This is a genomic window from Burkholderia sp. 10_S31, assembly GCF_056930375.1.
This window is the reverse complement of sequence record NZ_JBXOWK010000001.1, coordinates 992,145-1,017,532: the sequence shown is the minus strand read 5'-3', so window position 1 is coordinate 1,017,532 and position 25,388 is coordinate 992,145. Positions and strand designations below refer to the sequence as shown.

Below are 25,388 nucleotides of genomic sequence, written 5' to 3'. Positions count from 1 at the left end.
GCGAGGGCCGCGGCCGCGTCAATGCAGCCATCCGCCCGCCCAGCGCGGCACCAGCGACACCAGATACAGCCCGAGCCCGATCAGCCCGCCGACCAGCGTGCCGTTGATGCGGATGTACTGCAGGTCCTTGCCGATGTTCAGCTCGATCTGCCGCGACATGTCGCGCGCATCCCAGTTGCGCACCGTGTCGCGAATGTGACGCATCAGGAAATCCGCGAAATCCGGCGCCATCTCGTGCACGGCCCTCTCGATATGCTCGTTCAGCGACGCGCGCAGTGCCGGGCTTTCCGAGAGCCGCGCGCCAAGCCAGCCGCCGAGCGTCGCGGCCTGCCGGTGCAGCGCCGAATCCGGGCGCGCGAGATCGGCCTTCAGCCACGCACGCAACTGGCCCCACAGATCGCGCACATAGTCGTTGAACGCGTCGCCGTCGCGGATGTAGCGCTTGATCTCGTCGCCCTTCGCGATGAATGCCGGATCATGCTTCAATCGTTCGGTCAGCCGCACGACCGTGCGGTCGAAGCGCTGCCGCAGCTCGTGTTCGGGATCGGCCGCCACGCCCTCGAGCACGCGGCTCACCGCGCTCGCCAGCATGCGCGCACCGTTCTCGCCGAACCACTGCGTCGGCATGATCTTCTCGACCTTCGGATATTGCGTCTTCAGCCATTCGACGATGAAGCCGGCGATCACCTCGCGGTTCTCCTCCTTGTCGAGCACGTCGACCACCTGCTCGATCGCATCGTCGAGCAGCGTCTGGTGCCGGCCGTCCTTCGTCAGCGTGTCGAGGATCGCGCCGGCCGATTGCGACAGGTCGATCCGGTCGATCACCGCGCGGAACGCATCGTGGACGAACGACTGGATCCGCGCATCGTCGGTCATGTCGAGCGCGAAGCTCATCAGCTTCGTCACGTAGCCGCCGAGCGCGTCGGTGTTCGCCGGTTCGCCGAGCCATGCACCGAGCTTCTGCGCAGGGTCGTGCTGGCGAATCTGCGCGGCGAGCGCGTCGGGGCCGAGGAATTTCTCGCGCACGAACACCGCGAGGTTGTCGGCGATCTTGTCCTTGCTCTTCGGGATGATCTCGGTATGGCGCGACACGAACGAAATCGGCACGCGTCGGAACAGCGCGACGACCGCGAACCAGTCGGCAAGCGCGCCGACCATCGCGGCCTCGGCCACCGCCTTGAAACCATCGACCCACGGGCCGCGCGGCAGCAGGATCGTCGTGACGAACACCGCGACGGCGGCCAGCAGCAGCCATAGCGCGCGGCGCTTGCTGCGCTTCAGTTCGAGGGCTTTGTCTGGCGTCATGGGCGACCGGTGAAACGGCAATGCCGCTAATATGCACCGAACGCCTGCCCGCGACAAACCCGCACGCATTGCGCGAGCCGGGAATGTCGCGCGGCACGGGGTTGCTTCCACTTCCGGCCATTCGCCGCCAGGCGCCGGCGCGAACACGGCCACGCGGGCCGCGTTCGCGCGCTGCGTCAGAGGAACGTCTTCAGGTTCACCGCCGGATCGGCGAGTTTCACCGGATCGGGTACAGCCCCCGCCGCGATCAGCCGCCGCGACGCACCGATGTCGCGCCCGAGGTTCACCGCGGCCACCGCCACGATCTTCCCGTCGTCGTCCAGCCCGAACACCGTGAACGGCCCGCCCGCCGGATCGCCGCGCACGACGGTCGCCCGCTCGCTGCCGAACAGCCCGAGCATCTGCAGGTTGCAGTCGTACTGATCGGACCACAGCCACGGCAGTTCGGCATAGGTTTCGTCCGCGCCGAGCAGGTTCGCGGCCGCGACGGCCGGCTGGTTTTCCGCGACCTGCCACGACTCGATCCGCACGTGACGCCCGAGCAGCGGATTGAAGTGCATCGTCACCTCGCCCGCCGCGAAGATCGCGCGATCGGCCGTGCGGCAACCCGCATCGACACGGATCCCGTTGTCGACCTCGAGGCCGGCTGCCTGCGCGAGTTCGACGTTGGGTACGACGCCGATCCCGACCACGACGATATCGGCCGGCACGTCGCCGCGATCGGTCTCGACGATCGCGCCACCGCCCGGAGCACGGCGAATCGCGCGCGGCAGCGTCGTCATCTGAAAGTTCACGCCGCGCGCGTCATGCAGTTGCCGCGCATGGGCGCCGACGACTTCCGGCAGCGCACGCTGCAGCAAACGCGCCGCCGGGTCGATCACCGTCACGTCGCAGCCGACCTGGCGCGCCGCAGCCGCCACTTCCAGACCGATGAAGCCGCCGCCGAGCACCGCCACGCGACGCCCCGGCGCGAGCCGCGCCCGCAACGCTCGCGCATCGGCCACGGTGCGCACGTAGTGCGGAACCACGCCTTCGTCGACCGGACCGCCGAATGCACGCACCCGCGACCCCGTCGCGAGCACGAGCCGTGCGTACGGCAATGTCGCGCCGTCGTCGAGCCGCACACGCTGCGCATCGCGTTCGATCGCATCGACCCGCGTGCCGAGCCGCAGCTCGATGCGCTGCGCGTCGTACCATGCGGCATCGCGCACGAACGCGCGCTGCTCACCGCCGTCGCTCAGCAGCGCGTCCTTCGACAGCGCGGGCCGGTCGTACGGCAGCTCGCGCTCCGCGCCGATCATCACGATGCGCGCATCGGCGTTACCCGCGCGCAACGCCTCGGCCGTGCGCCGCGCTGCGTGGCCGGCGCCGACGATCACGAACGGGTCAGTCGACATTGACTTCCACCTGCCCGTCGACGATCCGGATCGGATAAGTCCGCACCGGCTCGGTAATCGGCGCGCACTTCGGCGCACCCGTGCGAATGTCGATCAACCCCTGATGCAGCGGGCACTCGACGCAGCCGTCTTCCACATAGCCTTCGGACAGGCGTGCGTGGCCATGCGAACAGAGGTCGTGCATCGCGAACAGTTCGTCGCCGATCCGGAACACCGCGATCGGCTTCTGGCCGGCGACGCGCGCCACCGGTTCGTCTTCGGAGAATTCGTCGAATGCGCCGAGCGGATGCCACTCGGCCAGCGTTGCTTCGGTCATGTCGGTTCCTTGCTTCCGTATCAGATCGGCGTCGCGAGCAGCGTCTGCACGCGCGACGTGTCGTAGATCACGCGCTTGGTCTTGTAGCGCAGCCCCTCCGGCGTGCGCACGACCGTGTCGTAGTACTTGCCGGCCTGGTACACGTTCGATTCGCCGTTGCTGCGCGTCTGCACGACCACGTAGTTGCTCTCGGTGTCGATCTCGCCGTCGCGCTGCGCGACGATCGTGAGACCCGACGTCATGTGCCGGTACGTGTGCTCTTCGAAGATGTTCGCGTGCCGCAGCGATACCACGCGGTCGCGCAGCATCCGCTGGTTCGTGCAGTGGACGATTCCGACCGGCAGCCCGAGATCCGCGTTCTCCTTCGGCACGATCTCGTACGTGCAGTCCTCGGTGAACATCTCCGGCCAGTGTTCGAGCCGGTCGTTGTCGAGGTGGCCGATGTAGCGGTTCTGGAGCATGTAAATCTCGAACCACGTCTTCATGTCTTCCGTCAGGTTTTCCATCATTCCGCGCTCCCGCTTCAATAGCCCATCAGCTTCTGGTAGCCGACCCAGAACTTGCGGATCAGGCTTTCGGTGATCACCGTGTCCTGCTGGTCCGGATTGCCGCGCGACATCTCGATCACCGACGTCGCATCGGCGTCGCGCACCGTGCCGCGCTGCACGAGTTCGGTCGCCTCGGTGTCTTCCATCGAGATGTAGCCGGCCGGCCCGACCAGGTTCGCCTGCTTGATGCGCAGCGCGCGCAGTTCGGGCGTGTCGTCCGCGTAGCCGAAGAAGTGGAAGATCAGCTCGAAGTTGTCCGGGCCCTTCGGCAGGATCTGCCGCGCGACCAGCGTGTTGTGGATCTGCTGGATCACGAGCTGCGGGAAGATCGGCTGGATATGGTTCGTGCAGTCCTCGTCGTATTCCGACACGAGATCGAGGATCGACTCGTCTTCCAGATGGAAGCCCTCGTCGAACGAGCGGATGTTCTGCTGCTTGTACGCAGCCGACGTGTCGTCACCCGTCTTCGTCACCGTGATGATGCTGTGCAGCCCGTGGTTCGCATCCGGAATCGAGCGCGCCTTCATCCCGACGCGGAAGATGTTGAAGGTCGTATGGAACAGGTGCAGCATGCTCGCGTGATACGGATCCTTCACGTTCTCCATGTACAGCTTCCAGTTCGACTTCGAATACTGGCGCGTGCAGCCGAGATACTCGATCGGCTTGTGGAAGATCCGGTCGATCCACGGCCGCATCTGCTCGCCGAGATAATCCGGCAGCGGCATCACTTCATCGCTGAAGGTGGCGAACACGAGCCCGCGATAACTGTCGACGCGCAGCTTGCGCAGCCCGTGCTGCTTCGGGTCGAAGTCGGCCGGCATCCCGGTCATCCCCTTCTGGCCGCGCCGGAACGGCACGCCGAGCAGGTTGCCCTCGTTGTCGAAGCTCCACTGGTGGTACACGCACGTGTGCGAACTCGCGTTGCCGCGCGACTTGCGGCAGACTTGTGCGCCGCGGTGCGCGCAGCGGTTCACCCACGCGGACAGCGTGCCGTCCTCGGTGCGCGTGACGACCACCGGCGTGTCGCCGACGAACGTGCTCTTGAAGTCGCCGGCGTTCGGGATTTCCGCTTCCAGCGCGACGAAGTTCCATGTCGGCCCGCGGAAAATGCGTTCCTGCTCGCGATCGTAGACCGCGCGCGAACTGAACACCTTGTACGGTACGCGCGAGCCGTCGTCGTGCGGAAAACGCACATCTGACGCGTCGTCACGCGTGGCGAATACGACGGGCGATTCTGTCTGCTCCATGTCGGACTCCTTGTGGTTCCATTTCGTTGATTGCATGGAGATGATTTTTGAAAAGCTAATATTCGGCGTCTATCCGGAAAGTGCGATTGCGGCGGCGCAATATCCACTTTCGGCGGATTTCTGCGCTAGCATGGCGACACACGCGACCCCGCGCACGATCGCGACCCATTCGTCGGATCGAAGCGCGCGTCCACACCAAGGCCGATGCCCATGTCCCCAACGTCGTTCGAGCCGCATGCGCTGCGCGCGCACCGGCTGTTCGAATCCCGCGATCTCGACGAGACGCGCGAGCGAATCTCGCGCGTGATGCAGCCGCACGCGCTGCTGCCGAGCGGCCGCGTGCAAGGCGCATCGCACATGGATTTCGTGCGGCTCGGCGGGCTCGGCATCGGCACCATTGCATTCGGCGACGCGATGCGCGTGCAGGTCGACGCCGTCGACGGGTATTACCTGCTGATGTTCTGCCTGTCCGGGCAGGCAGAAGTCCACGCGATGGGACGCCGGCTCGGCGTCGACGGGCAGACGGGCGTGCTGTGCGCGCCCGGCGAGCGCTTCGACGCGGTGCTGTCCGCCGACTGCGAGCAGTTCGTGCTGCGCATCGACGCGGCCACCGTCGGCTCGCTGACCGGCGACCCGCGCGCGACGCTCGACCCTGTGCTGCACATCAGCGACGCCGCGCTCGCCGCGTGGCGCCAGCAGTTGATGCTCGTCGCCCGCTCGCCCGAGCTGCTCGAACGCGCGAACGCCAACCCGCGCGTCGCGTCGCAGCTCGAGCACCTGCTGATCGACCTGCTGATCGAAGGCCACCCGCCGTCGGTACTGAGCACACGCCACGATCCGGCGCCCGGCTTCGTGCGGCGCGCGCAGGAGTTCGTCAACGCACACTACGCGCAGCCGCTGCAGCTCGCCGATATCGTCCAGGCCGCCAACGTGCCGGAGCGGACGCTGCGCGACGCCTTCCTGCAGTTCCGCGGGATGAGCCCGATGCAATACCTGCGCGCGACGCGGCTCGAACATGCGCGGGAGTTGCTGCGCGGGTCGGTGTCCGAGCGACGGATCGCCGATATCGCACTCGATTGCGGGTTCACGCACCTCGGGCGCTTCGCGATCGCGTATCGGGAAAAGTTCGGCGAATCACCGTCGGAGACGCTCGACGGCAAGCGGTAGGCGGGGGCCGGCGGGCTGATTCGGCTTGATGCGCCAAAACTGACCGTTAGTTGCAATTGATACGCAAACGATCCCGCCCTTACACCGCCGGCACGATCATCTCCCGCGCGATCGCACAGAACGCGGTCGTCGCGGCGCTTTCGCCGTGCAGCCGGCGACTCATGATGATCGGCGATGTCGCCGTGGGTTCCGGCAGCCGCCGGTAGACGACGCCCTTCACGCGCACGCCCTCCACGCTTTCCGGCACCAGCGACACGCCCACCTGCGCGGCAACGAGCCCGAGCGCCGTCTGCAATTCCCGCACCTCGTGCACGGCCGCCGGCACGAGCGCGCCGTCGCGCAGTGCGGACAGCTGCTGGTCCGCGAAGCTCGGCCGCGGCGTGCTCGGATAGACGATCAGCGTCTCGTTCGCGATGTCCGCGAGCGTCAGCGGCCGGTCCGGATCCGCGAGCGGATGCCCGACCGGCAGCGCCGCGATCAGCTTTTCCTCGATCAGCGCCTCGCGCACGAGCTGGTCGTCGTCGAAACGCAGGCGGCCGAATCCTACGTCGATCCGCCCGCCCTTGAGCGCACCGAGCTGTTCGAGCGTGAACATTTCGATCAGCGACAGCTCGACGTCCGGCTGCGCCTCGCGAAACGCGCGGATCACGTCCGGCAGCGCGCCATAGAGCGTCGACGGCACGAAGCCGATCACGATCCGCTTCGACAGTTGCGCGAGCCGCCGCGTCAGCGGGCCGAGCTCGTCGGCCTGGTCGACGACGCGCTTCGCCTGCGCATAGAACACGCGGCCCGCGTCGGTCAGCTTCAACGGCCGCGCGCCGCGCTCGAACAGCGCCAACCCGACCTCGTCCTCGACCGCCTGGAGCTGGCGGCTCAGCGGCGGCTGCGTCATGTGCAGCCGCTCCGCCGCTCGCGTGATGTTCATTTCTTCCGCGACGGCGATGAAGTACCGGAGCTGGCGCAATTCCATTTCATGCCTCAAAGGTATGGAAGTAGTCGGAAAGAGTGTTGGACGACGCCGGGCGGGAATTCCTACCATGTGCACCAACAGGAGGAATCGCATGATAGCAACTGCCGCCACCATCGAACGCATCGAGACGCTGCTCGTCGACGTGCCGACGATCAGGCCCCACAAACTGTCGGTCGCCACGATGAATTGCCAGACCCTCGTGCTGGTCCGTGTTCGATGCACGGACGGTATTGAAGGGGTCGGCGAAGCGTCCACGATCGGCGGTCTCGCGTATGGCGAGGAGAGCCCCGAGAGCATCAAGGTCAACATCGACACCTACTTCGCGCCGCTGCTGCAAGGCATGGATGCGACGCGTCCGGGCGCCGCGATGGCACGTGCCCGCAAGCTGTTCCAGGGCAACCGGTTCGCGAAGTGCGCGATCGAAACCGCGCTGTTCGACGCGCAGGCGCGCCGCCTCGGCGTGCCGCTGTCCGAGCTGTTCGGCGGCCGAACGACCGATGCGGTCGACGTTGCATGGACGCTCGCGAGCGGCGACACGCAGCGCGACATCGCGGAAGCCGAGGCGATGCTGGAAGCGCGTCGCCATCGCGCCTTCAAGCTGAAGATCGGATCGAACGCCGTCGACGACGACGTCGCGCACGTGATCGCGATCAAGCGCGCGCTCGGCGAGCGCGGCGACGTGCGCGTCGACGTGAACCAGGCATGGACCGAAACCGATGCGATCCGGGCCGGCGCACGACTCGCGGACGCCGGCGTGAGCCTCGTCGAACAACCGATCGCGGCGACCAATCGCGCGGGGCTGAAACGCCTCACGCAGCTCGCGCGGATTCCGATCATGGCCGACGAAGCGCTGAACGGCCCCGTCGATGCGTTCGCCCTCGCGCAGGACCGCGCGGCCGACGTGTTCGCGGTGAAGATCGCGCAATCGGGCGGCCTGCTCGGCGCGGCGAGCGTCGCATCGATCGCATCGGCTGCCGGCATCGACCTGTACGGCGGCACGATGCTCGAAGGCGCGGCCGGCACGATGGCGTCCGCGCAGCTGTTCAGCACGTTCGGCTCGCTGAAATGGGGCACCGAGCTGTTCGGCCCGCTGCTGCTCACCGAGGAGATTCTCGTCGAGCCGCTGCGTTACCAGGATTTCAAGCTGCACCTGCCGGCTGCGCCCGGCCTCGGCATCACCTTCGACTGGGCCCGCATCGAACGGATGCGACGCGACGCCCGCTGACCCACACGACACGACAACCGAAACCGGAGACACAGATGAACAAGCAAGCCATCGACGCCCTGCTGAAGACCTTCGACGACGCCGCGGAAAAGCCCGGCAACCCGCGCGTGCGCGCGATCGTCAACCGGATCGTGAAGGACCTCTGCTACACGATCGAGGATTTCGACGTGCAGCCGAGCGAGTTCTGGACCGCGCTCAACTACCTGAACGAAGCCGGCCGCGAATTCGGGCTGATCGCCGCAGGCCTCGGCCTCGAGCGCTTCCTCGACGTGCGGATGGACGAGGCCGAGGAGAAGGCCGGCTTCCAGGGCGGCACGCCGCGCACGATCGAAGGGCCGCTGTATGTCGCGGGCGCACCGGAATCGGTCGGCCATGCGCGTCTCGACGACGGCACCGATCCGGGCCAGACGCTGATCATGCGCGGCCAGGTGCTCGGCCAGGACGGCGCGCCGATCGCGAATGCGCTCGTCGAGGTATGGCACGCGAACCATCTCGGCTGCTACTCGTACTTCGATCAGTCGCAACCCGCGTTCAACCTGCGCCGCTCGATCCGCACCGATGCCGAGGGCCGCTACAGCTTTCGCAGCGTGCTGCCGGTCGGCTACAGCGTGCCGCCGGGCAGCAAGACCGAGCAGTTGCTCGACCAGCTCGGCCGCCACGGCCATCGTCCGGCGCACATCCACTTCTTCGTTTCGGCGGACGGATATCGTAAGCTGACGACGCAGATCAACATCGAAGGCGATCCGCACATCTGGGACGACTTCGCATTCGCGACCCGCGAAGGGCTGATCCCGAAGGTCAAGCAGGCCGAGGGCGCGGAAGGCAAGCCGTATGGCGTCGACGGGCAGTTCGCGCTGATCGACTTCGATTTCTCGCTGCTCGAGGACAAGCAGGACGTGCCGGCGAGCGAAGTCGAGCGGGCGCGTGCGCGGGCCTGAGCGGCCGTCCCGTTCGACGAATCGACAACGCAAGGAGTGCAGAATGCTGTTTCATGTGGAGATGACCGTCCGTCTGCCGGCGGACATGGATCCGGTCAAGGCGGCCACGCTGAAGGCCGAAGAAAAGGCGATGTGCCAGCGGCTGATGAACGAAGGCGTCTGGCGACATCTGTGGCGGATCGCGGGGCAGTATGCGAACGTCAGTATCTTCGATGTCGAAAGCGTGCAGCAGCTGCATGACCTGTTGAGTCAGCTGCCGTTGTTTCCGTATATGGAGATGGAGGTGCGGGCGCTGTGTCGGCATCCTTCTTCCATTCGGGACGACGATCGGTGATTTCCGTGCGACCCGTGCTGCCGGTTATCCGGCGCATGGGTCGCCGCTTCCCCGCCATTTCCCGCCATTTCCCGCCTCGGCTTTCGCGAGAAGCTGACGTGGCCGCACTCACTTGGGGATGTCTCCCGTCATCTGAAGTCCATTCGACATCAATCCAATACGTAGCGGCTTATCCGGATCGAGCTTCTTTTTCTCGACGACTCTTTTCCAGTCTCCGGCGACGCCGGGAACGCGATACAACGCAACGACCGCCACATACTCCGTCTCGCGCTGCAGCGGTTGCGACAAGCTGGAAGAAGCCCCGGGGTTCACAACCGTCGACATGTCGGCTTGCATATCCTGGGCCAGCACAGTCCGATCGCTCTTCAACAGATCGTCGTACGATGCCGCATCGAACATCTTGCGATCCTTCAACTGGTAGACGCGAACGACAACCGACGCCGATCGTCCCGCGTCGTCCGGGTTCAGCGCCGCGCGTGCGGTCAGGTCGACATCAAGCACCTTGACCTGCTTGAAGAACACTGCGCGGTATGCATTCGACGACGCATCCGATACCGACTGCCAAGCACCACACCCCGACAGCAGCAATACGGCGGCAGCAGTCGCCGCACTCATTCGATAGAACATGAAGACTCCGGAATCAGATTGTGCGCGGCGCGAATTGCGGGTTGGGTTGCGCCATGGGAAACGCCTCGTACACACCGAGCGCGATGTCGATCAGGCGTTCATCGACTGACGGCAACACCGTCGTCCAGCCGAGACGCGGCGCGGGAGCCGCACGTTCAACGCCGACGGTCGGGGGTGGCACGAACCGTGTCGACACGTTCATCCGCAAATGCACGTCGGCCTTGATGCCGACATACAGCTGGATAAATGCCATCACCTCTCGATGCAACCATCCGCCCGGTAACAGATCCTGGGCCTGCTTCGCATCGGCAGGTCGCAACGTCAAACGCACCGCCCGGCTGCGATACGCAAGACGCCTGCCGAGCACATACCCGCCACCGAGCCCTTTGCGCTTCCCGTCCGACAGCACATCCTCATCCGGCTTCGCCGACGTCAACGGTTTCGGTCGACCGCTACTCGTCGTCACCGCCCAGAACTCGTCGACACGAACATCGGCCCCCGGCGCGGCGAGTGCCACCACGCCGGCCAGCCCTTCCGACGTGCGCGTACGCTGAATCAGCAGCCCTAGCAACGCGAGCATCCGCGAATCCGGCAAGCCCGCCCGCAAAGGCTTGTCGCCCCATCCAAATCCCGCCAGACACAACAGGCTCTGCGAATAATCGTCGACGCCGCCGGCCCGAAAGCGCTCCGGATAGCGGTACTTCTTCCATGCGCGATACAGCAGCGTCGCCGCCCGGTGGTTGAACGGATCGAGAAACGCCTCGACCGCCTCATGCCCTTCCTCTCGCAACACGATCTCGTCGATCAGGTGCGACGGCATGGCTGCATCGACGCCATAGAGACCCATGAAGGTCGTGCGCACGGTCGGCGGCACATCGATATGCTCGTCGTCGAATTCGACTGCGGCCACCTCACCGGCCGGAAACCCCAACCGCGGACGCGGCCGGAACCGCACCGGCTCGTGTTCCAGCGTGTCGCGCGTGCCAAACCCGGGACGTTCAGGCATGCACGCCTCCAGAAGACGACAGAACTGCATGAAAGTCATCTTCGGCGCCCGCTCGAACAGCCTCACCGCCACGGTCGGCAACTCCTTCGACTCGCCTGCTTCAGCACTCATCCGACCCATCGACGCGCTCATAACGGTGCCCGCTGTGCCTTGCTGCGCGGCCACGCCGTCCGCGACCGGGACGGCAGGCTGACGATCGCCAGCTTCGTGAACAGATTGATCTCCGCATATGCGCCGAAGAACCGATGCAGCAGCTCGCCGAACAGCATCACGTCGCCCTCGCCCGAGAACGCATGCGCATCGAGCGTGACCTCGATCAGCACGCCACGCTCGACCGCCCCGCCCGACACTTCCTCGATCAATTCCTGCGATACATGCAGGATGCCGGCAAGCCGCCTCCGGTTCAGTTCCTCGTTCGTCCAGTCGTACAGCGCCAAAGCGCCACGCAACACCTCTGCGTTCATCATCGACAGGAAATTCGGCGCGAGATGCGACAGCACGCGCCACTGGAAACGATCTTCCGTCGGCGGATACGGGTTGCCCGACCTCACGAACATCTACAAGGCATTGCCCGCGTCGGCGCATTTGCTCAAGCAGCAGATGGAAGCCACGCTGCTGAAATACGAGCCGCGCATTCGTTCGATCGACATCGGAATCGTCGACAACCGCGATCCCGGAATCCTGGTCAGCTTCGAGATGACATGCCACCTGAAGAACGCCGGGCTTGTGCGCTTCGGCACCTACTTCGAACCGCCGGGGCGCCTGCGCGTCGAACGTCGCATCGACTGGTCGTGATCGCACACCGTCACTGCCCGTGCGCCAGATGCGCCGCAAACCCCACCTTCTCGGGCGCGATTCCCGCCTTCAACGTCAGCGCCGGAATCTCGTAGTCTCCCGCATTCTGCCGCCGGAACGGAATCGGTTGAGCGGTCCACAGTTCGTCGAGACGCTTGCCGAGTGCCGCACGCGTTTCGTCGAAACGCACGTCGTTCATCCGCCCCGTCCGGTAGATCACGAACGGCGGCAGCACGTCGAACCCCGGGTAATACAGGATCCCGTGCTGGATCGGGAACAGCACGTCGTCTATCGGCCCGTTGATGCCGCGCGCACTGTAGTGCGACTCCCAGCCGCCGGTCGTGACGATCACCATCGCACGCTTGCCCGCAAGCGAGCCTTCGCCGTAACGGTCGCCCCAATGCTGGTCGGAATGCTCGCCCACGCCGTACGCGAAACCGTACGCATACACGCGCTCGACCCAGCCCTTCATGATCGCCGGCATCGAGAACCACCACAGCGGGAACTGCAGGATCACTGCATCGGCCCACTTCAGCTTGGCCTGTTCGCGCACGATGTCGTCGCGCTGCGTGCCCGTCTCGAATGCACGCTTCGAATCGAGCGCGGGATCGAAGCGTGCGTCGGGCGCACCGTCCGTCACGTCGTGCGCGTCGAACGCGGCCTTCCAGTTCATCGCATACAGATCGGTCACCTGCACGGCGTGGCCGGCCGCTTCGAGATGCTCGACCGCGAAGTCCCGCAACGCGCCGTTCAACGAGCGCGGCTCGGGATGGGCATAGACGATCAGCACGTTCATGTTCATTGCTCCGTTGATTGAATGACTGCAGGATGCCGTCGCCAAAGGTATATTGGAAATGAATTCTAGATATCCCAGGTATAGTCATGAACAATCTCAGACGGCTGGACCTGAACCTGCTGGTCACGCTGGACGTGCTGCTCGCCGAGCACAACGTCACGCGGGCGGCTGAAAAGCTGAACATGTCGCAGCCGTCGGTCAGCGTGCAATTGCAGAAATTGCGCGAGCTGTTCGGCGATCCGCTGCTGCTGCCGGGGCCGCGCGGGATGCGGCCGACCGCGCGCGCGGAAACGCTGCGCGAGCCGCTGCGGGACGCGCTCGATGCGATCGAACGCGCGGTGCTGACGGCCACGCCGTTCGATCCGGCAACCGCGACGAACACATGGCGCGTGGCCGCGACCGACTATGGCGAATCGACGATCGTCCTGCCTGCACTGAACGCGCTGCGTTCGGCCGCCCCCGCTACGCGGCTCGCCGTCGTCGAACTCGCGCCGCCGCGCATCGAGCAGGATGCGGAGCGAAACGGCATCGACCTGGCTTTCCATACGACCGACGGCTCGCCGGAAGGAATGCGGCGCCTGCCGCTGTTCGTCGAGCGATACGTGCTCGTCGGCCGCGCCGGTCATCCGAAACTGAAGCGACGCCCTACGCTCGCGCAGTTCGGCGCGCTGGAACACGTGATCGTGTCGCCCGACGGCGGCGGCTTCTTCGGCGTGACGGACGAAGCGCTCGCGAAAGCGGGCGCCGCGCGGCGTGTCGTGCTGTCGGTTCCGCATTTCCTGTTCGTGATGTCGGCCGTCGCCGCCACCGACCTCGTGGCAATGCTGCCCGAGCGGCTGGTGCGCAATACGCCCGCGTTGCGCGTCGTGGAGGCGCCCGTCGAGGTCCCCGGCTACGAGATGTCGATGCTGTGGCACGAACGCGTGCATCGCGATCCGGCGCATCGATGGCTGCGGGAGACGATCGCCGCGTCGGTGTAAGCCGCGCGCGGGAACGACTCGACGCACGCTTCGACCACCCTCACCGCCGCGCTCGAACCGGTTGCGACGAACACACGTGCATTCAGCACTTGAAACCGCCTCGAACACTGTATATATTTACAGTGCTTTTGCACCATTTGACCCGAATTCCGTCACCCATGACGGACGGACTTCTGTGAGGCGACCATGTTCCAGTCATCCGCATTCGATCCCGAGCAACCCGGCTTCAACCCCGTCCACTTCGAGCGTGCCGCGCAGCGGGCGGTCGTCGATCTTCAGCGTGTCGTCGGCGGCCCTGCGCAACGCGCGCTCGGCCTGCGGCGCCGCACTCATCCGGCCGCCGTCCGCACGATGAGCTGGCAGGCGCTGCTGAACGTCGAGGAACTCGCGTTCTCGAATACCGGTTTCCTGAGCCGCAACGATCCGACGGTCGTCGACGCGTTCATCCGCCTGCGCGACAGCCGGCTGGTCGCCGCGGACGTCGAGGAGCCGGTCGACTGGCGCCGCGACGACGACGACCTGCCGGCCGTCTACCTGATCGTCAAGGCAATGCTGGAAGCGGAAGAGGAAGAGCGGGCCGAAGCGGCCTAAGGCACGCGTGCCGGTGGCAGATGGCGGTCTGCCGGAATCGCGTCGCCATGTTGCATGGCGCCGCGGTACATCCGGTCCACGCAACCGGCGTGTTGCGGGATGCCGCAACACATCGGCCGGAAAGTCGGGAGCCGTCGCGCACGCAGCGCGCTGCCGCGCGACGCACGCCGTCTCGAAACCCGGAACGCCTGCCCGTTACAGCCGAGCGGCAAGCCGCGAGCCCTGATCGATCGCACGCTTCGCATCGAGTTCGGCCGCCAGTTCCGCGCCGCCGATCAGATGCACCGAGCGTCCGGCCGCCTGAAGCGGCGCAAGCAGCGCGCGCTGCGGTTCCTGCCCCGTGCACAGCACGATCGTGTCGGCTTCGATCAGTTCGTGATCGGTACGCTGCTCGCCGTACGACACGTGCAACCCGCGCGCGTCGATCGATTCGTAGTTCACGCCGCCGATCATCTTCACCTGCTTCATCTTCAGCGTCGCGCGGTGAATCCAGCCGGTCGTCTTGCCGAGCCCCTTGCCGAGCGGCGCGGCCTTGCGCTGCAGCAGCGTCACTTCGCGCACCGGCGCCGCGACCCGCGCGCGCGTCACGCCGCCGCGCGTCGCGGCCGGATCGGTCACGCCCCACTCCGCTTTCCATTCTTCCAGATCGAGCGTCGGCGACTCGCCGTCCTGCACCAGATACTCGGCGACATCGAAGCCGATGCCGCCCGCGCCGACCACCGCGACACGCCGGCCAACCGGCTGCCTGCCGGCGAGCACGTCGATATAGCTGAGCACGTTCGGCCCGTCCTGCCCGGGAATCTTCGGGTCGCGCGGCGCCACGCCGGTCGCGAGCACGATCTCGTCGTAGCCGCCCGCGATCAGGTCGCTCGCGTCGACGCGGCGGTTCAGGTGCAGGTTCACGCCGGTCAGCTCGACCTGGCGGCCGAAGTAACGCAGCGCTTCGTCGAACTCCTCCTTGCCCGGAATCCGCTTCGCCATGTTGAACTGGCCGCCGATCTCCGGCGCCGCGTCGAACAGGTCGACGTGGTGGCCGCGCTGCGCGAGCACGGTCGAGCACGCGAGCCCGGCCGGGCCCGCACCCACGACCGCGATGCGCTTCGGCTGCTGCACGCGCGTGTAGACCAGCTCCGTCTCGTGGCAGGCACGCGGGTTCAGCAGGCACGACGCGATCTGGTTCTTGAACGCGTGGTCGAGGCACGCCTGGTTGCAGCCGATGCAGGTGTTGATCTCGTCGGCGCGGCCCTGTGCGGCCTTGACGACGAACTCGGCATCCGCGAGCAGCGGGCGCGCCATCGACACCATGTCCGCGCAGCCGTCCGCGAGAATCTGCTCGGCCACTTCGGGCCGGTTGATCCGGTTGGTCGTCACGAGCGGGATACCGACCTCGCCCTTCATTTTCTTCGTCACCCACGCGAACGCGCCGCGCGGCACCGACGTCGCGATCGTCGGCACGCGCGCCTCGTGCCAGCCGATCCCCGTGTTGATGATGGTTGCGCCCGCGCGCTCGACGGCCTTCGCGAGCTGCACGGTCTCGCTCCAGTCGCTGCCGTCCGGAATCAGGTCGAGCATCGACAGCCGGTAGATCAGGATGAAATCGCGCCCGACCGCGTCGCGCGTGCGCTCGACGATCTCGATCGGCAGGCGGATCCGGTTCTCGTATGAACCGCCCCACTGGTCGGTGCGCTTGTTCGTATGCATCGAGATGAACTGGTTGATCAGGTAGCCCTCGGAGCCCATGATCTCGACGCCGTCGTAGCCGGCCTCGCGCGCGAGCTGCGCGCAGCGGACGAACGCGCGGATCTGACGCTCGACGCCGCGCGCGCCGAGTTCATGCGGCGCGAACGGAGAAATGGGCGACTTGATCTTCGACGGCGCGACCGCGAACGGGTGGTAGCCGTAGCGGCCGGTATGCAGGATCTGCAGCGCGATCTTGCCATCGTCCGCATGCACGGCGTCGGTGACCACGCGATGCCGCCGCGCGCCGGCCGACGTCATCAGCGTGCCGCCGAACGGCTTGGTCCAGCCGGCCACGTTCGGCGCGAAGCCGCCGGTCACGATCAGGCCGACGCCGCCGCGCGCGCGTTCGGCGAAATAGTCGGCGAGCCGCGGCAGCGTCTTGCGGCTGTCTTCGAGGCCCGTGTGCATCGAACCCATCAGCACGCGATTCTTCAGCGTGGTGAAGCCGAGGTCGAGCGGTGCGAGCAGGTGGGGAAAGGGGGTCGTCATGATCGTTCCGCGGTTGAGCGATGAATGCCATCGTAGGCCGCGCGCCGCCTTGAACGTGAGGGGGCAAACAGCCATAATGCTTGTCATTTCCGGCCAAAACGACATGACCTCCCCGCCACGCAAGGACCGCCTCGGGCTACGCCGGCCGACGATTCCGGTCGCCTATACGCGCCTGCTGCTGCAGGCGCTGGCCGCACGCGGCGTCGATCTGGCCGCGGTGCGCGCGGGCACCGGGCTGCGCGACGCGGTGTTGGCCGAACCGGACGCGCGCGTCGCGCCGTCGCAATGGGGCCGGCTCGTGCTCAACGCGATCGAGATCGGCGGCGACCCGGGCATCGGCCTCGCGTTCGGCCTGCTGCTGAAGCCGACCGTGCACGGCTTCCTCGGCTATGCGACGCTGACCGCGCGGGACATCCGCGACGCGCTGGTCGTCACGCAGCGCTACTTCCGGATGCGCAACCGTCAATATCGGCTGATCTACGCGGAGGACGAACGTGGCGCGACGCTCGAACTGCACGGCGTGCAGGCAAGCGCCGTGCTGCAGCATCACGTGATGTTCGAGTTCGTGTTGACCGGGCTCGCGCAGAACGTCTCGCAATGGTCCGGACGCGCGTCGCCGCCGATTGCGCTGCGCTTCACGTGGCCGGAGCCCGATTATTTCGCGCGTTACCGCGACCAGTTGCCGCCGGTCGAATTCGGCTGCCCGGCGAATGCGCTGTGGATCGCACGCGACGTGCTCGACTGGCCGCTGCCGCTCGCCGACGAAGTCGCGCATCGGCAGGCGCTCGTGCAGGTCGAGCGCGAGTATGCGCAGGTGCGCCAGGAGGAAGGCGATCTCGTCGAGCGCGTGCGTGCCGAACTGGCGCGCACGGCCGGCGACTATTCGAGCCCGGAGGCGCTCGCCGACGCACTGCTCGTGTCGACGCGCACGTTGCGGCGCCGGCTCGAGGACGCCGGGTCGAGCTATCGGCAACTGCTCGACGAAGCGCGGTTTCGCGACGCGAAGCAGTTGCTCGCTGCATCGGACCTCGACCTGAAGACGATCGCCGAGCGGCTGCAATTCACCGACCCGGCGAATTTCACGCGGGCGTTCCGGCGCTGGGCCGGGCAAACGCCGAGTGCGTATCGGGAAGCAGCGGCGGGAACGGCGCGCGAATGATGCGGAAACGCGGGAGATGCGCTCGCCCGCGCATTCATCGGTATGATGAATGCCACACCAACGCGATGTCGGCTGACGCCCTCTTCCAATCATGCGCAATCACACCACGCTGATCGACGCGAGGATCGACCGTATCGATACGAACCTCATCCGCGTCAAGACCGACATCAAGCAGGTGCCGCTTTATCGCCTGACGATGCAGGATGTTTGCTACTTCATCGCGGCCGGCGACGTCGACGCCGAAGCGTTCAAGCAGGTGGATCGGTTGAAGCCCGGCATGGCCGTACGCGCATGCGTCTTCGACGACCGCGGCCGTCGCCGGATCGCATGGATCAGAAGCCACGATCTGGCGATCGCGCCCTACGATGCATTCGCCCAGAAAGACCGCAACCTGTCGCTGCTCACCTGGGCGTCGTGCGTGTTCATCCTGAGCCTGTTGATCGGCGGCGCCGCGTTCAAATCGGGCTGGGCGCTCGTCCTCGCACTGACCGTGTTCGCGAGCATCATCAGCATGCTGGGCACGCTGCTCGCGATTGCCGGCCTGTCCGAATGGGTGTTCCGGCCGCAGCGGCGCGAAGCCAGGGAACAGTGGCAATGCCAGCCGTCCCGTTTCACGATCGAACGGAGCAACGCATGACCGATCGCTCCATGCGGATTGCGTCCGGCAGCGTCATGTCGGTCAGCCAGAAAACGATCAATACGAAGGTCTGGAGCAATAACCTCGGCTGGACCACGCAAAGCATCGAGGAGATCGCTCTTCGGCTCGACGCGTTCGACGCGCCGCTTACGCTCAGGACAAGCGGGACGCGCAACCTCTTCCTCGTCGCGGGCGATCAGCTGAATGTCGCCTATGCCGAAGGCCTCGATAGCCTGGCAATCTACGGAATCCGCAACGTCACCGACGGCTCGGTGTATCTCGTTCGCCCCGCGCGGGTCGCCGGCGCCCGAACCGATGTAGCCGTGACGATCGGCGCGCTGATCTGCCTGACGCTCGTCACCGGCATCCTGTCCGCCGTGCAACGCAGTACCGACGGCATGCTCGACATATTTGCGTGGTTCGGTGCAGCCGTGATCGGCTTCTTCGTGGCGAGTACGATCCTGCGCTCGGTGTTCGGTCTGATCGTGTGGCCCGAAATTCGACGGCTCAAGCAACCGGGCGGCAAACGCGAGATGAATGCCGCCAGGAACGCGCTCTCGCTCGCGCCGGAGGATACGCCGCGCATCCGCTTCATCTGAGCCGGCATGGGCGAGACGCTTCAGCCGCCGACGTCAATCCGCGCGCCACCGTCCCCGCCGCCCGCCTCGATCCGCACCTCGCCGGTCGCGGCGACGATCGCGTCATACACGTCGTCCGTCACGCACACCACCGGCACCGCAATCCCATACAGTTCGGCAGCCACGATCGCACCGATCGAGATGATCAGGTCCCGCTCCTTCAGCACGATCCCGATCGGCCCCGTGCCGTTGCGCACTGCTTCCGCGAGCACGCTGCTGCTCGAGCTCGAACCCTTCGCGTGCGGCATCACCATGATCCGGCCGGCCAGGCTCGCGCCGGCCTGCGGATGCCCGCGATCGACGATCCGCCCCGCGCCCGAGTCGTAGCCGCCCCAGAAGCTGAGCGGCTTGTCGAGCACGATCGTGTTCGCGCACACGCTGCCCTGCACGAGCGTGTCGCCCGTCAGTTTCCCGATCGTTGCTTCAGTCATCGAATCGCACCCTTCCTTCGAACGCGGAGCGCACGCACTCGCGCATGCTGCCGTACGCCACCGTGACGCCAATGTTCGCGGGCGCATACGACGCCCACTTCCCCGAGTTCGTCATCACCAGGCCCGACAGCTGTTTCATCACCGGCGTGATGTACGTGCAGGTGTCGACGACGATCTGGATGCCGCGCGCGTCGAACTTGTCCGCGAGCCCGAGCTCGCCCAGCTCCCACAGAATGAAGCGGCTCGTGTTCACGTAGAAATCGCACGTCGGCTTGCCGTCGAACTGATCGAGCAGCGCGTCGAGCGTGCGGAATTCGGCCAGCGAGAAATGCGGCGTGCCGAGTGCGACCGCGACGAGCGCATCGCCGGCCGCGCCATGATTCAGCGTGCGGCGGATCTCGTCGAGATCGGCCATCGCGACCTCGACCGTTCGCTGCGCCGCCTGCCCGTGCAATGCGGCATCGAGCGTCGGCGCCTCGGGCGTGACGCCCACCGCATGAAACAGCGCGACGGCCCCGCTCGATGCGGCGGCCGCGCCGAGCGCCTTGAGTTCGTCTTCGGTGGTGTCGACGGGCAATCCGACGATCGCCGGCACGATCGCGCCCGCGATCCTGCCGATCAGCAACCCGAGCGCCGCGAAATAGATGTCGCGCGACGACCGGTTGCCGAAGTCCGGCGCGTTGAACACGATCCGCGCCGCGCGATTCGATTCGACGTGCAGGCCCGCATACGGCGCGCGTCCGGTAATCGCGGCGGCCAGGTCGAGAAAGTCGCCGTAGCGGCTGGTGCGCGCACCGAGCACCGAATTCGCGAACACGATCGCATTGGATTCGGCCCACGCGATCTGCTCGCCGACGCGCGGACGATGCTTCAGCTGATACGGCGCGCACGTGAAGCTCGATTCGCAGCCGAGTTGCAGGTGCGCATCCATCAGGCGCTGCGCGTCGCGCTGGATCGTGCGGTCGCCGTGATACAGCTCGGGATGGATCAGGTCGAGCGACCCGACGTTCAGGGTGGTCGGCACCGCGACTTGCGCGCCGGTATCGACGAAATACTCGACGAAGTCGAGGCTCGTCCGGCCGTGGTAAAGACAACCGTCGATATGCGCGGACGTGATGTCGATCAAGTGCGGCGCCGACATGACCTCGGCCGTGCGCGCGACGATCCGCATCGCGCGCGCGACGCCGTCGCCGAATGCGCCGCGCAACATCGCGTCGTCACGCTCGCTCAACTGCAGCATGGGGGTGCTCCTCGTGTCTCGTCCGGTGGATCCGGATCGCTTTCGTCATACTACCGCGCGCATTGCGCCTATCGCTGCGCCGTCAGGCTGAAGAGTTCGTCGCGCAGCGCCTTGGCCCGGCTGCGGCCGAATTGCGTCTCGAACTCGTCCTGCGCGGCCTGCCACGCGACTTTCGCCTGCGCGTAGGTACGCTCGCCGAGCTTCGTCAGGCTGAGCGCATGCGCGCGCGCGTCATGCTCGGACGCGGCCGCGGCGACGAATCCGTCGCGCTGCAGCGGCTTCAGCGCGCGCAACAGCGTCGTGCGATCCATCACCAGTCTATCGGCAAGTTCGCTCATCACCAGGCCGGGCCGGCGCGACAGGTTCGCCATGATCGAGAACTGCGCGGGCGTGACGCCAACCGGGGCCAGATGCCGCTCGTAGAGTTGCGTGACGAAGCGCGCCGCCTGACGCAGCGCGAGGCAATTGCAGGCCTGGGCCATCTGGATATCGTTCATGATCGGCAATTTATATGTGCATATGCATAAAGTCAATGTACACTGCGCCGTAACATGGCCGGGCCGGTCGCGTGCATCGGGCGCCCCGCCATCGCCCCGAGGAGACGGACATGGACTACATCGACAAGCTGCGGATCTTCCGGTCGGTGGTGGAAACGCGCAGCTTCACGCGCGCCGCCGACATGCACGGCCTCGCGCGGCCGGTCGTGTCGCGGGCGGTCGCGGATCTGGAGGCGCGCTTCGGGAGCCGTCTGCTGCACCGGACCACGCGCCAGGTCTCGCTGACCGAAACCGCCGAACGCATCTACGAACGCTGCGCGGCCGTGCTCGACGAACTCGACTCGCTGGAAGCGCAGGCACAGTCGCACACGCGCGAGCCCGAAGGGCTGCTGCGCCTCGTCGCGCATACGACGGCCGCGCTGAACCGGCTCGTGCCGCTGATCGCCGGCTTCAAGGCCGCGCATCCGAAGGTGCGCCTCGACGTCACGCTGACCGAGCGCCCGGTCGACCTCGTCGGCGAAGGCTACGACATCGGCATCGTCGTGCCGTACATGCTGACGAGCGAGACGACCGTCGTGCGGCTGGTCGAACGCATTCCCGTGGTGATCGTCGCGACCCCGGCGTACCTGCGCGCGCACGCGCGCCCCGACACGCCGGCCGCCCTCGCCGATCATGCATTCGTACCGATGTCGCCGTCGCTGCGCCGGCCCGCGCTGTCGTTCCGCGTCGACGGCGACCTGCTGACCGTGCCGCTGAGCTTCGACATCTCGTCGAACAGCCCCGTCTTCAACCGTGAAATGGTGATGCACGACTTCGGCATCGGCGTCGTGCCGAGAACGCTCGTCGAGGCCGAACTCGCGTCGGGCGCGCTCGTGCAGTTGCTCGAAGGCGCCGATCTCGTCGACGCGTTCGTGGAGATCAAGCTCGCCTACGCGAACCGCGCGCTGCTGCCCGCGAAGGTCAAGGCGTTCATCGACTACACGGCCGCGTATTGCGACCGCGAAGGCTGGATCGTTCCGGCCGCGGCCTGATCCGGCACGGAACGCGCCGTTCTGCCGCCGATTGGTACAGCCACGACACCAATCTGATCCTGCCCCGCCGCTCGCTTCGCCCCGCATTGCCGCCTAACATGTGCACATGCACACGACCATGCTTACCGATGACGATTGCTTCGCGGTTCGGCAAGCCGCCCGGCGAATCTCGCAGTTCTACGAGCGCTACCTGTCGCGGGCGGGCGTCACGCCGTCGCAGTACAGCATTCTCGCGCTGCTGCGCGAGCGCCCGGGCCTGACGATGGCGACGCTATCGGCGGTGCTGGTGATCGAGCGCACGGCGCTCTTGCGCGCACTCAAGCCGCTGGTCGGCGCGGCGCTCGTGACGGGCCGGATCGAGCCGCGTTGCCGCCGCCGGACGTTCGCGCTAACCGCACACGGCGAAACGAAGATCGCCGACGCGCATGTGCACTGGCTCGCCGCGCAGGAGGCGTTCGAGCAGCAATTCGGGCCGGCCCGGGCGGCCCGCCTCAGAGACGAATTGTTCCGGATCACGCACAACCTGCCGGAACGCTAACCCCTTCCCCGATCGGCGACGCATCGTCGGTCGCCTCAGTTAGTGCATATACATAGGTGAATCGATGGAAACGACCCCAGCCGCTGCCTCCCGCGAGGCAGCCACAATCGACCGGCCGGCCAGGCAGCGCCGCGTGCCGTGGATGCGCATCGCGGTGGGCGCGGTGATCGTCGTGGTGGCCGCTGCCGCGCTCGACTGGCTGTTCGTGCTGCGCTTCCAGGAAAGCACCGACGACGCGTATGTCGGCGGCGACGTCACGGTGCTCGCGCCCAAGGTGAACGGCTTCGTCGACAAGATCCTCGTGACCGACAACCAGCGCGTGAAGGCCGGCGACGTGCTCGTGCAGCTCGACGCGCGCGACTACGATGCGAAGCTCGCGCAAGCCGCCGCGGAAGTCGACAGCGCGCGCTCCGCGGTGTCCGAACTCGAAGCGAAGCAGCAACTGCAGTACGCGGTGATCGGTCAGCATGCCGCGGACAGGAATGCATCGTCGGCCGAGCTCACGCGCGCGTCATCCGACCGCGTGCGCTACCGCGAGCTCGTCAAATCCGATGCGGTGTCGAACCAGATCGTCGAACGTGCGGATGCCGACTATTCGAAAGCGGATGCCGCCGTCGCACGCAGCGACGCCGCGCTGCTCGCATCGAAGCGGCAGCTCGACGTGCTCGGCGCGCAGCTCGCCGATGCGCGGGCCCGCGTGAACACGGCACTCGCCGCGCAACGCGTCGCGGCGCTGAACGTCGAATACACGACGATCCGCTCGCCGGTCGACGGCTACGTCGGCAACCGCACGGGCCGCGTCGGGATGCTCGCGAACGTCGGCGTGCCGCTGCTGACGGTCGTGCCCGCGTCGGGGCTATGGATCGATGCGAACTTCAAGGAGGACCAGCTTCGCAAGATGCACGCGGGCGATCGCGTCGACGTGTCGCTCGATGCGTCGAGCACGCGCCTCCACGGCCGCGTCGACAGTCTCGCGCCGGCGACCGGCGCGACCTTCAGCGTGCTGCCGCCCGAGAACGCGACCGGCAACTTCACGAAGATCGTCCAGCGCGTGCCGGTGCGCGTGCATCTCGATCCGCAGCCGGGCATCGAGCACGTGCTGCGCCCCGGCCTGTCCGCGGTCGTAACCGTGCACACCGGCCGCGCGAACTGAACGGGAGCCGACGATGACCACCGCGTTTTCCGGCGACCCCGCGTCGCAACCGACGAAGCAGCGCGTGTTCGCGTTTGCGCTGATGTGCGTCGGCTTCTTCATGGCGACGCTCGACATCCAGATCGTCGCATCGTCGCTGCGCGACATCGGCGGCGGCCTGTCCGCCAGCCAGGACGAGCTGTCGTGGGTGCAGACCGCCTACCTGATCGCCGAGATCATCGTGATCCCGATGTCGGGCTGGCTGTCGAAGGTGATGTCGACGCGCTGGCTGTTCGTCGCATCGGCCGTCGGCTTCACGATCACGAGCATGCTGTGCGGGCTCGCGTGGGACATCAACTCGATGATCCTGTTTCGCGGGCTGCAGGGCGCGCTCGGCGCCGCGATGATCCCGACCGTGTTCACCACCGCGTTCGTGCTGTTCCCGGGCAAGCAGCGGCTGATCGCGTCGACGACGATCGGCGCGCTCGCATCGCTCGCGCCAGCGATCGGGCCTGTGATCGGCGGCTGGATCACCGATCAATGGTCGTGGCACTGGCTGTTCTACCTGAACCTCGTGCCGGGCATCGTCGTGGCCGTGCTGGTGCCGCGCTACGTGCACATCGACACGCCGGACCCGAGCCTCGTCAAGCGCGGCGACTACCTCGGCATCGCGCTGATGTCGGGCTTCCTCGGCTGCCTCGAGTACGTGCTCGAGGAAGGCCCGCGCAAGAACTGGTTCGGCGACGACGCGATCGTCGTCTGCGCGTGGATCTCCGGTATCTGCGGCTTCCTGTTCATCGTGCATGCGCTGACCGCGGATGATCCGGTCGTCGACCTGCGCGCGCTCGCCGTGCGCAACTTCGGGATCGGCAGCCTGCTGTCGTTCGTGACGGGCATCGGGATCTTCGTGACGGTGTTCCTCACACCGCTGTTCCTGTCGCAGGTGCGTGCATTCAGCTCGCTGCAGATCGGCATCGCATTGCTGTCGGTCGGTGCGTTCCAGCTGCTCGCGCTCTGCGCGTATGCGTTCGCCGCGCGCCACTTCAGCATGCGCGCACTGCTCGTGTTCGGGCTCGTCTGCTTCGGCCTCGGCTGCTACCTGTACACGCCGATCACGCACGACTGGGGCTGGCGCGAACTGCTGCTGCCGCAGGCGCTGCGCGGCATCGGCCAGCAGTTCAGCGTGCCGCCGATCGTGACGATGGCACTCGGTTCGCTGCCGCAGTCGCGGCTGAAATCGGCGAGCGGCCTGTTCAACCTGATGCGCAACCTCGGCGGCGCGATCGGCATCGCGGTGAGCGCGACGATGCTCAACGACCGGCTGAACTTCCACTACCTGCGCCTGAACGAGCACGTGAGCGCCGGCGAGCCTCAGGTCGCGTCGCTGCTCGATCGCCAGGCCGCGTACTGGACCTCGGTGGCCGGCAACACGCTGGATACCGCGCAGGCCGGCCTCGCGAACCTGCACCGCCTGATCTATCGCGAAGCGCTGACGCTCACCTATGCGGATGCGTACTACGCGCTGTCGCTGTGCTTCGTGGTGGCGCTGATCGCCGTCGCGTTTTCCCGCCCCATCACCCTGAACGCGCCGCCGCCGGACGCGCACTGAAGCCG

26 protein-coding genes and 2 pseudogenes are annotated in these 25,388 nt (G+C 66.5%); 14 read left to right on the top strand and 14 right to left on the bottom strand.

Going from position 1 to position 25,388, the window contains the following annotated elements; genetic code table 11:
* Nucleotides 1–18: 18 nt before the first annotated feature.
* From AC1Z3W_RS04660 to andAc, 5 genes are all read right to left on the bottom strand, one after another.
* The gene (locus tag AC1Z3W_RS04660) at nucleotides 19–1,305 is read right to left on the bottom strand and encodes a DUF445 domain-containing protein (protein WP_483507134.1); all 1,287 of its coding nucleotides are present in this window, start codon (nucleotides 1,303–1,305) and stop codon (nucleotides 19–21) included.
* Nucleotides 1,306–1,481: 176 nt separating this feature from the next.
* Nucleotides 1,482–2,702: an anthranilate 1,2-dioxygenase system ferredoxin--NAD(+) reductase gene (gene andAa / locus AC1Z3W_RS04655; protein ID WP_483507133.1), complete on the bottom strand. Its 1,221-nt coding sequence runs from the start codon at nucleotides 2,700–2,702 to the stop codon at nucleotides 1,482–1,484.
* Entirely contained in the window at nucleotides 2,692–3,018 is a 327-nt protein-coding gene (gene andAb / locus AC1Z3W_RS04650; protein ID WP_057924105.1) for an anthranilate 1,2-dioxygenase ferredoxin subunit AndAb, read from the bottom strand. Before andAb ends, andAa begins: the two co-directional genes overlap by 11 nt.
* Nucleotides 3,019–3,038: 20 nt before the next feature.
* The gene (andAd, locus tag AC1Z3W_RS04645; RefSeq protein WP_057924106.1) at nucleotides 3,039–3,527 is read right to left on the bottom strand and encodes an anthranilate 1,2-dioxygenase small subunit AndAd; all 489 of its coding nucleotides are present in this window, start codon (nucleotides 3,525–3,527) and stop codon (nucleotides 3,039–3,041) included.
* A 14-nt stretch (nucleotides 3,528–3,541) separates the two neighbouring features.
* On the bottom strand, nucleotides 3,542–4,813 hold the full coding sequence (andAc, locus tag AC1Z3W_RS04640; protein ID WP_124832490.1) for an anthranilate 1,2-dioxygenase large subunit AndAc: 1,272 nt from the start codon (nucleotides 4,811–4,813) through the stop codon (nucleotides 3,542–3,544).
* 210 nt (nucleotides 4,814–5,023) lie between these two features.
* Here andAc and andR point away from each other — a divergent pair, with 210 nt between their 5' ends.
* A complete protein-coding gene (gene andR / locus AC1Z3W_RS04635) occupies nucleotides 5,024–5,980 on the top strand; it encodes an anthranilate 1,2-dioxygenase regulatory protein AndR (protein ID WP_124832491.1) in 957 nt (318 codons plus the stop codon).
* A 79-nt stretch (nucleotides 5,981–6,059) separates the two neighbouring features.
* Here andR and AC1Z3W_RS04630 read toward each other — a convergent pair whose 3' ends face one another.
* The gene (locus tag AC1Z3W_RS04630; protein ID WP_057924109.1) at nucleotides 6,060–6,950 is read right to left on the bottom strand and encodes a LysR family transcriptional regulator; all 891 of its coding nucleotides are present in this window, start codon (nucleotides 6,948–6,950) and stop codon (nucleotides 6,060–6,062) included.
* 91 nt (nucleotides 6,951–7,041) lie between these two features.
* Here AC1Z3W_RS04630 and AC1Z3W_RS04625 point away from each other — a divergent pair, with 91 nt between their 5' ends.
* Genes AC1Z3W_RS04625 through catC form a run of 3 tightly spaced genes read left to right on the top strand, consistent with a single transcriptional unit; the run spans nucleotide 7,042 to nucleotide 9,447 of the window.
* Entirely contained in the window at nucleotides 7,042–8,175 is a 1,134-nt protein-coding gene (locus AC1Z3W_RS04625) for a muconate/chloromuconate family cycloisomerase (RefSeq protein ID WP_483507132.1), read from the top strand.
* A 35-nt stretch (nucleotides 8,176–8,210) separates the two neighbouring features.
* Nucleotides 8,211–9,113: a catechol 1,2-dioxygenase gene (gene catA, locus AC1Z3W_RS04620; RefSeq protein WP_124832493.1), complete on the top strand. Its 903-nt coding sequence runs from the start codon at nucleotides 8,211–8,213 to the stop codon at nucleotides 9,111–9,113.
* A gap of 43 nt (nucleotides 9,114–9,156) precedes the next feature.
* Complete coding sequence (gene catC / locus AC1Z3W_RS04615; RefSeq protein WP_059237400.1) at nucleotides 9,157–9,447, top strand: muconolactone Delta-isomerase; 291 nt, start codon at nucleotides 9,157–9,159, stop codon at nucleotides 9,445–9,447.
* 108 nt (nucleotides 9,448–9,555) lie between these two features.
* On the opposite strand, the gene tssJ is transcribed toward catC, so the two are convergent.
* The 3 genes and pseudogenes from tssJ to AC1Z3W_RS04600 form a co-directional block, all read right to left on the bottom strand.
* Complete coding sequence (gene tssJ, locus AC1Z3W_RS04610; protein ID WP_124832494.1) at nucleotides 9,556–10,074, bottom strand: type VI secretion system lipoprotein TssJ; 519 nt, start codon at nucleotides 10,072–10,074, stop codon at nucleotides 9,556–9,558.
* Between the two features lie 13 nt (nucleotides 10,075–10,087).
* Nucleotides 10,088–11,212, bottom strand: a complete 1,125-nt coding sequence (gene tssG / locus AC1Z3W_RS04605) for a type VI secretion system baseplate subunit TssG (RefSeq protein WP_124832495.1) — start codon at nucleotides 11,210–11,212, stop codon at nucleotides 10,088–10,090.
* Nucleotides 11,209–11,613: pseudogene (locus AC1Z3W_RS04600) on the bottom strand (type VI secretion system baseplate subunit TssF); the annotation flags it as partial. The gene tssG and the pseudogene AC1Z3W_RS04600, both read right to left, overlap by 4 nt.
* Between AC1Z3W_RS04600 and AC1Z3W_RS04595 the strand changes: the two are divergent.
* Nucleotides 11,609–11,875: pseudogene (locus AC1Z3W_RS04595) on the top strand (type VI secretion system baseplate subunit TssE); the annotation flags it as partial. The pseudogenes AC1Z3W_RS04600 and AC1Z3W_RS04595 overlap by 5 nt on opposite strands.
* 10 nt (nucleotides 11,876–11,885) lie before the next feature.
* Here AC1Z3W_RS04595 and AC1Z3W_RS04590 read toward each other — a convergent pair.
* A complete protein-coding gene (locus AC1Z3W_RS04590; RefSeq protein ID WP_124832496.1) occupies nucleotides 11,886–12,671 on the bottom strand; it encodes an NAD(P)H-dependent oxidoreductase in 786 nt (261 codons plus the stop codon).
* An 86-nt stretch (nucleotides 12,672–12,757) separates the two neighbouring features.
* Between AC1Z3W_RS04590 and AC1Z3W_RS04585 the strand changes: the two genes are divergently transcribed.
* Both AC1Z3W_RS04585 and AC1Z3W_RS04580 read left to right on the top strand, forming a co-directional pair.
* Nucleotides 12,758–13,651, top strand: a complete 894-nt coding sequence (locus AC1Z3W_RS04585) for a LysR family transcriptional regulator (protein WP_057925735.1) — start codon at nucleotides 12,758–12,760, stop codon at nucleotides 13,649–13,651.
* Between the two features lie 186 nt (nucleotides 13,652–13,837).
* Nucleotides 13,838–14,242 carry a DUF2471 family protein gene (locus tag AC1Z3W_RS04580; RefSeq protein WP_057925736.1) on the top strand — a complete coding sequence of 135 codons (405 nt, stop codon included), beginning with the start codon at nucleotides 13,838–13,840 and terminating at the stop codon, nucleotides 14,240–14,242.
* 195 nt (nucleotides 14,243–14,437) lie between these two features.
* On the opposite strand, the gene AC1Z3W_RS04575 is transcribed toward AC1Z3W_RS04580, so the two are convergent.
* On the bottom strand, nucleotides 14,438–16,471 hold the full coding sequence (locus AC1Z3W_RS04575; protein ID WP_483507131.1) for a 2,4-dienoyl-CoA reductase FMN-binding domain-containing protein: 2,034 nt from the start codon (nucleotides 16,469–16,471) through the stop codon (nucleotides 14,438–14,440).
* Nucleotides 16,472–16,547: 76 nt separating this feature from the next.
* Here AC1Z3W_RS04575 and AC1Z3W_RS04570 point away from each other — a divergent pair, with 76 nt between their 5' ends.
* The 3 genes from AC1Z3W_RS04570 (at nucleotide 16,548) to AC1Z3W_RS04560 (ending at nucleotide 18,866) form a co-directional block, all read left to right on the top strand.
* Nucleotides 16,548–17,630 carry an AraC family transcriptional regulator gene (locus tag AC1Z3W_RS04570; RefSeq protein ID WP_483507130.1) on the top strand — a complete coding sequence of 361 codons (1,083 nt, stop codon included), beginning with the start codon at nucleotides 16,548–16,550 and terminating at the stop codon, nucleotides 17,628–17,630.
* Nucleotides 17,631–17,721: 91 nt separating this feature from the next.
* Nucleotides 17,722–18,267, top strand: a complete 546-nt coding sequence (locus AC1Z3W_RS04565; protein WP_057925739.1) for a hypothetical protein — start codon at nucleotides 17,722–17,724, stop codon at nucleotides 18,265–18,267.
* A complete protein-coding gene (locus AC1Z3W_RS04560) occupies nucleotides 18,180–18,866 on the top strand; it encodes a hypothetical protein (protein WP_242431789.1) in 687 nt (228 codons plus the stop codon). The genes AC1Z3W_RS04565 and AC1Z3W_RS04560 overlap by 88 nt, the downstream gene beginning before the upstream one ends.
* A gap of 20 nt (nucleotides 18,867–18,886) precedes the next feature.
* Here AC1Z3W_RS04560 and AC1Z3W_RS04555 read toward each other — a convergent pair whose 3' ends face one another.
* The 3 genes from AC1Z3W_RS04555 to AC1Z3W_RS04545 all read right to left on the bottom strand — a co-directional run bounded on the left by AC1Z3W_RS04555 (nucleotide 18,887) and on the right by AC1Z3W_RS04545 (nucleotide 21,073).
* Complete coding sequence (locus AC1Z3W_RS04555) at nucleotides 18,887–19,336, bottom strand: aconitase X swivel domain-containing protein (protein WP_057925740.1); 450 nt, start codon at nucleotides 19,334–19,336, stop codon at nucleotides 18,887–18,889.
* Nucleotides 19,329–20,576, bottom strand: coding sequence for an aconitase X (locus AC1Z3W_RS04550; protein WP_483507129.1), 1,248 nt, complete (start codon nucleotides 20,574–20,576; stop codon nucleotides 19,329–19,331). Before AC1Z3W_RS04550 ends, AC1Z3W_RS04555 begins: the two co-directional genes overlap by 8 nt.
* A gap of 68 nt (nucleotides 20,577–20,644) precedes the next feature.
* Nucleotides 20,645–21,073 carry a MarR family winged helix-turn-helix transcriptional regulator gene (locus AC1Z3W_RS04545; RefSeq protein WP_124832501.1) on the bottom strand — a complete coding sequence of 143 codons (429 nt, stop codon included), beginning with the start codon at nucleotides 21,071–21,073 and terminating at the stop codon, nucleotides 20,645–20,647.
* Nucleotides 21,074–21,183: 110 nt separating this feature from the next.
* On the opposite strand from AC1Z3W_RS04545, the gene AC1Z3W_RS04540 reads away from it, so the two are divergent.
* From AC1Z3W_RS04540 to AC1Z3W_RS04525, 4 genes are all read left to right on the top strand, one after another.
* Complete coding sequence (locus AC1Z3W_RS04540; RefSeq protein WP_057925742.1) at nucleotides 21,184–22,104, top strand: LysR family transcriptional regulator; 921 nt, start codon at nucleotides 21,184–21,186, stop codon at nucleotides 22,102–22,104.
* 106 nt (nucleotides 22,105–22,210) lie between these two features.
* The gene (locus AC1Z3W_RS04535; protein WP_175826610.1) at nucleotides 22,211–22,642 is read left to right on the top strand and encodes a MarR family winged helix-turn-helix transcriptional regulator; all 432 of its coding nucleotides are present in this window, start codon (nucleotides 22,211–22,213) and stop codon (nucleotides 22,640–22,642) included.
* 64 nt (nucleotides 22,643–22,706) lie between these two features.
* The gene (locus tag AC1Z3W_RS04530) at nucleotides 22,707–23,795 is read left to right on the top strand and encodes an HlyD family secretion protein (RefSeq protein ID WP_483507128.1); all 1,089 of its coding nucleotides are present in this window, start codon (nucleotides 22,707–22,709) and stop codon (nucleotides 23,793–23,795) included.
* A gap of 13 nt (nucleotides 23,796–23,808) precedes the next feature.
* A complete protein-coding gene (locus AC1Z3W_RS04525; RefSeq protein ID WP_057925745.1) occupies nucleotides 23,809–25,383 on the top strand; it encodes a DHA2 family efflux MFS transporter permease subunit in 1,575 nt (524 codons plus the stop codon).
* Nucleotides 25,384–25,388 lie beyond the last annotated feature (5 nt).

What these genes read in the sequence shown, in the direction of transcription:
- AC1Z3W_RS04660 (WP_483507134.1), bottom strand. Translation starts at nt 1,305, where the DNA reads ATGACGCCAGACAAAGCCCTCGAACTGAAGCGCAGCAAGCGCCGCGCG.
- andAa (WP_483507133.1), bottom strand. Translation starts at nt 2,702, where the DNA reads ATGTCGACTGACCCGTTCGTGATCGTCGGCGCCGGCCACGCAGCGCGG.
- andAb (WP_057924105.1), bottom strand. Translation starts at nt 3,018, where the DNA reads ATGACCGAAGCAACGCTGGCCGAGTGGCATCCGCTCGGCGCATTCGAC.
- andAd (WP_057924106.1), bottom strand. Translation starts at nt 3,527, where the DNA reads ATGATGGAAAACCTGACGGAAGACATGAAGACGTGGTTCGAGATTTAC.
- andAc (WP_124832490.1), bottom strand. Translation starts at nt 4,813, where the DNA reads ATGGAGCAGACAGAATCGCCCGTCGTATTCGCCACGCGTGACGACGCG.
- andR (WP_124832491.1), top strand. Translation starts at nt 5,024, where the DNA reads ATGTCCCCAACGTCGTTCGAGCCGCATGCGCTGCGCGCGCACCGGCTG.
- AC1Z3W_RS04630 (WP_057924109.1), bottom strand. Translation starts at nt 6,950, where the DNA reads ATGGAATTGCGCCAGCTCCGGTACTTCATCGCCGTCGCGGAAGAAATG.
- AC1Z3W_RS04625 (WP_483507132.1), top strand. Translation starts at nt 7,042, where the DNA reads ATGATAGCAACTGCCGCCACCATCGAACGCATCGAGACGCTGCTCGTC.
- catA (WP_124832493.1), top strand. Translation starts at nt 8,211, where the DNA reads ATGAACAAGCAAGCCATCGACGCCCTGCTGAAGACCTTCGACGACGCC.
- catC (WP_059237400.1), top strand. Translation starts at nt 9,157, where the DNA reads ATGCTGTTTCATGTGGAGATGACCGTCCGTCTGCCGGCGGACATGGAT.
- tssJ (WP_124832494.1), bottom strand. Translation starts at nt 10,074, where the DNA reads ATGTTCTATCGAATGAGTGCGGCGACTGCTGCCGCCGTATTGCTGCTG.
- tssG (WP_124832495.1), bottom strand. Translation starts at nt 11,212, where the DNA reads ATGAGCGCGTCGATGGGTCGGATGAGTGCTGAAGCAGGCGAGTCGAAG.
- AC1Z3W_RS04590 (WP_124832496.1), bottom strand. Translation starts at nt 12,671, where the DNA reads ATGAACGTGCTGATCGTCTATGCCCATCCCGAGCCGCGCTCGTTGAAC.
- AC1Z3W_RS04585 (WP_057925735.1), top strand. Translation starts at nt 12,758, where the DNA reads ATGAACAATCTCAGACGGCTGGACCTGAACCTGCTGGTCACGCTGGAC.
- AC1Z3W_RS04580 (WP_057925736.1), top strand. Translation starts at nt 13,838, where the DNA reads ATGTTCCAGTCATCCGCATTCGATCCCGAGCAACCCGGCTTCAACCCC.
- AC1Z3W_RS04575 (WP_483507131.1), bottom strand. Translation starts at nt 16,471, where the DNA reads ATGACGACCCCCTTTCCCCACCTGCTCGCACCGCTCGACCTCGGCTTC.
- AC1Z3W_RS04570 (WP_483507130.1), top strand. Translation starts at nt 16,548, where the DNA reads ATGCTTGTCATTTCCGGCCAAAACGACATGACCTCCCCGCCACGCAAG.
- AC1Z3W_RS04565 (WP_057925739.1), top strand. Translation starts at nt 17,722, where the DNA reads ATGCGCAATCACACCACGCTGATCGACGCGAGGATCGACCGTATCGAT.
- AC1Z3W_RS04560 (WP_242431789.1), top strand. Translation starts at nt 18,180, where the DNA reads ATGGGTGTTCCGGCCGCAGCGGCGCGAAGCCAGGGAACAGTGGCAATG.
- AC1Z3W_RS04555 (WP_057925740.1), bottom strand. Translation starts at nt 19,336, where the DNA reads ATGACTGAAGCAACGATCGGGAAACTGACGGGCGACACGCTCGTGCAG.
- AC1Z3W_RS04550 (WP_483507129.1), bottom strand. Translation starts at nt 20,576, where the DNA reads ATGCTGCAGTTGAGCGAGCGTGACGACGCGATGTTGCGCGGCGCATTC.
- AC1Z3W_RS04545 (WP_124832501.1), bottom strand. Translation starts at nt 21,073, where the DNA reads ATGAACGATATCCAGATGGCCCAGGCCTGCAATTGCCTCGCGCTGCGT.
- AC1Z3W_RS04540 (WP_057925742.1), top strand. Translation starts at nt 21,184, where the DNA reads ATGGACTACATCGACAAGCTGCGGATCTTCCGGTCGGTGGTGGAAACG.
- AC1Z3W_RS04535 (WP_175826610.1), top strand. Translation starts at nt 22,211, where the DNA reads ATGCACACGACCATGCTTACCGATGACGATTGCTTCGCGGTTCGGCAA.
- AC1Z3W_RS04530 (WP_483507128.1), top strand. Translation starts at nt 22,707, where the DNA reads ATGGAAACGACCCCAGCCGCTGCCTCCCGCGAGGCAGCCACAATCGAC.
- AC1Z3W_RS04525 (WP_057925745.1), top strand. Translation starts at nt 23,809, where the DNA reads ATGACCACCGCGTTTTCCGGCGACCCCGCGTCGCAACCGACGAAGCAG.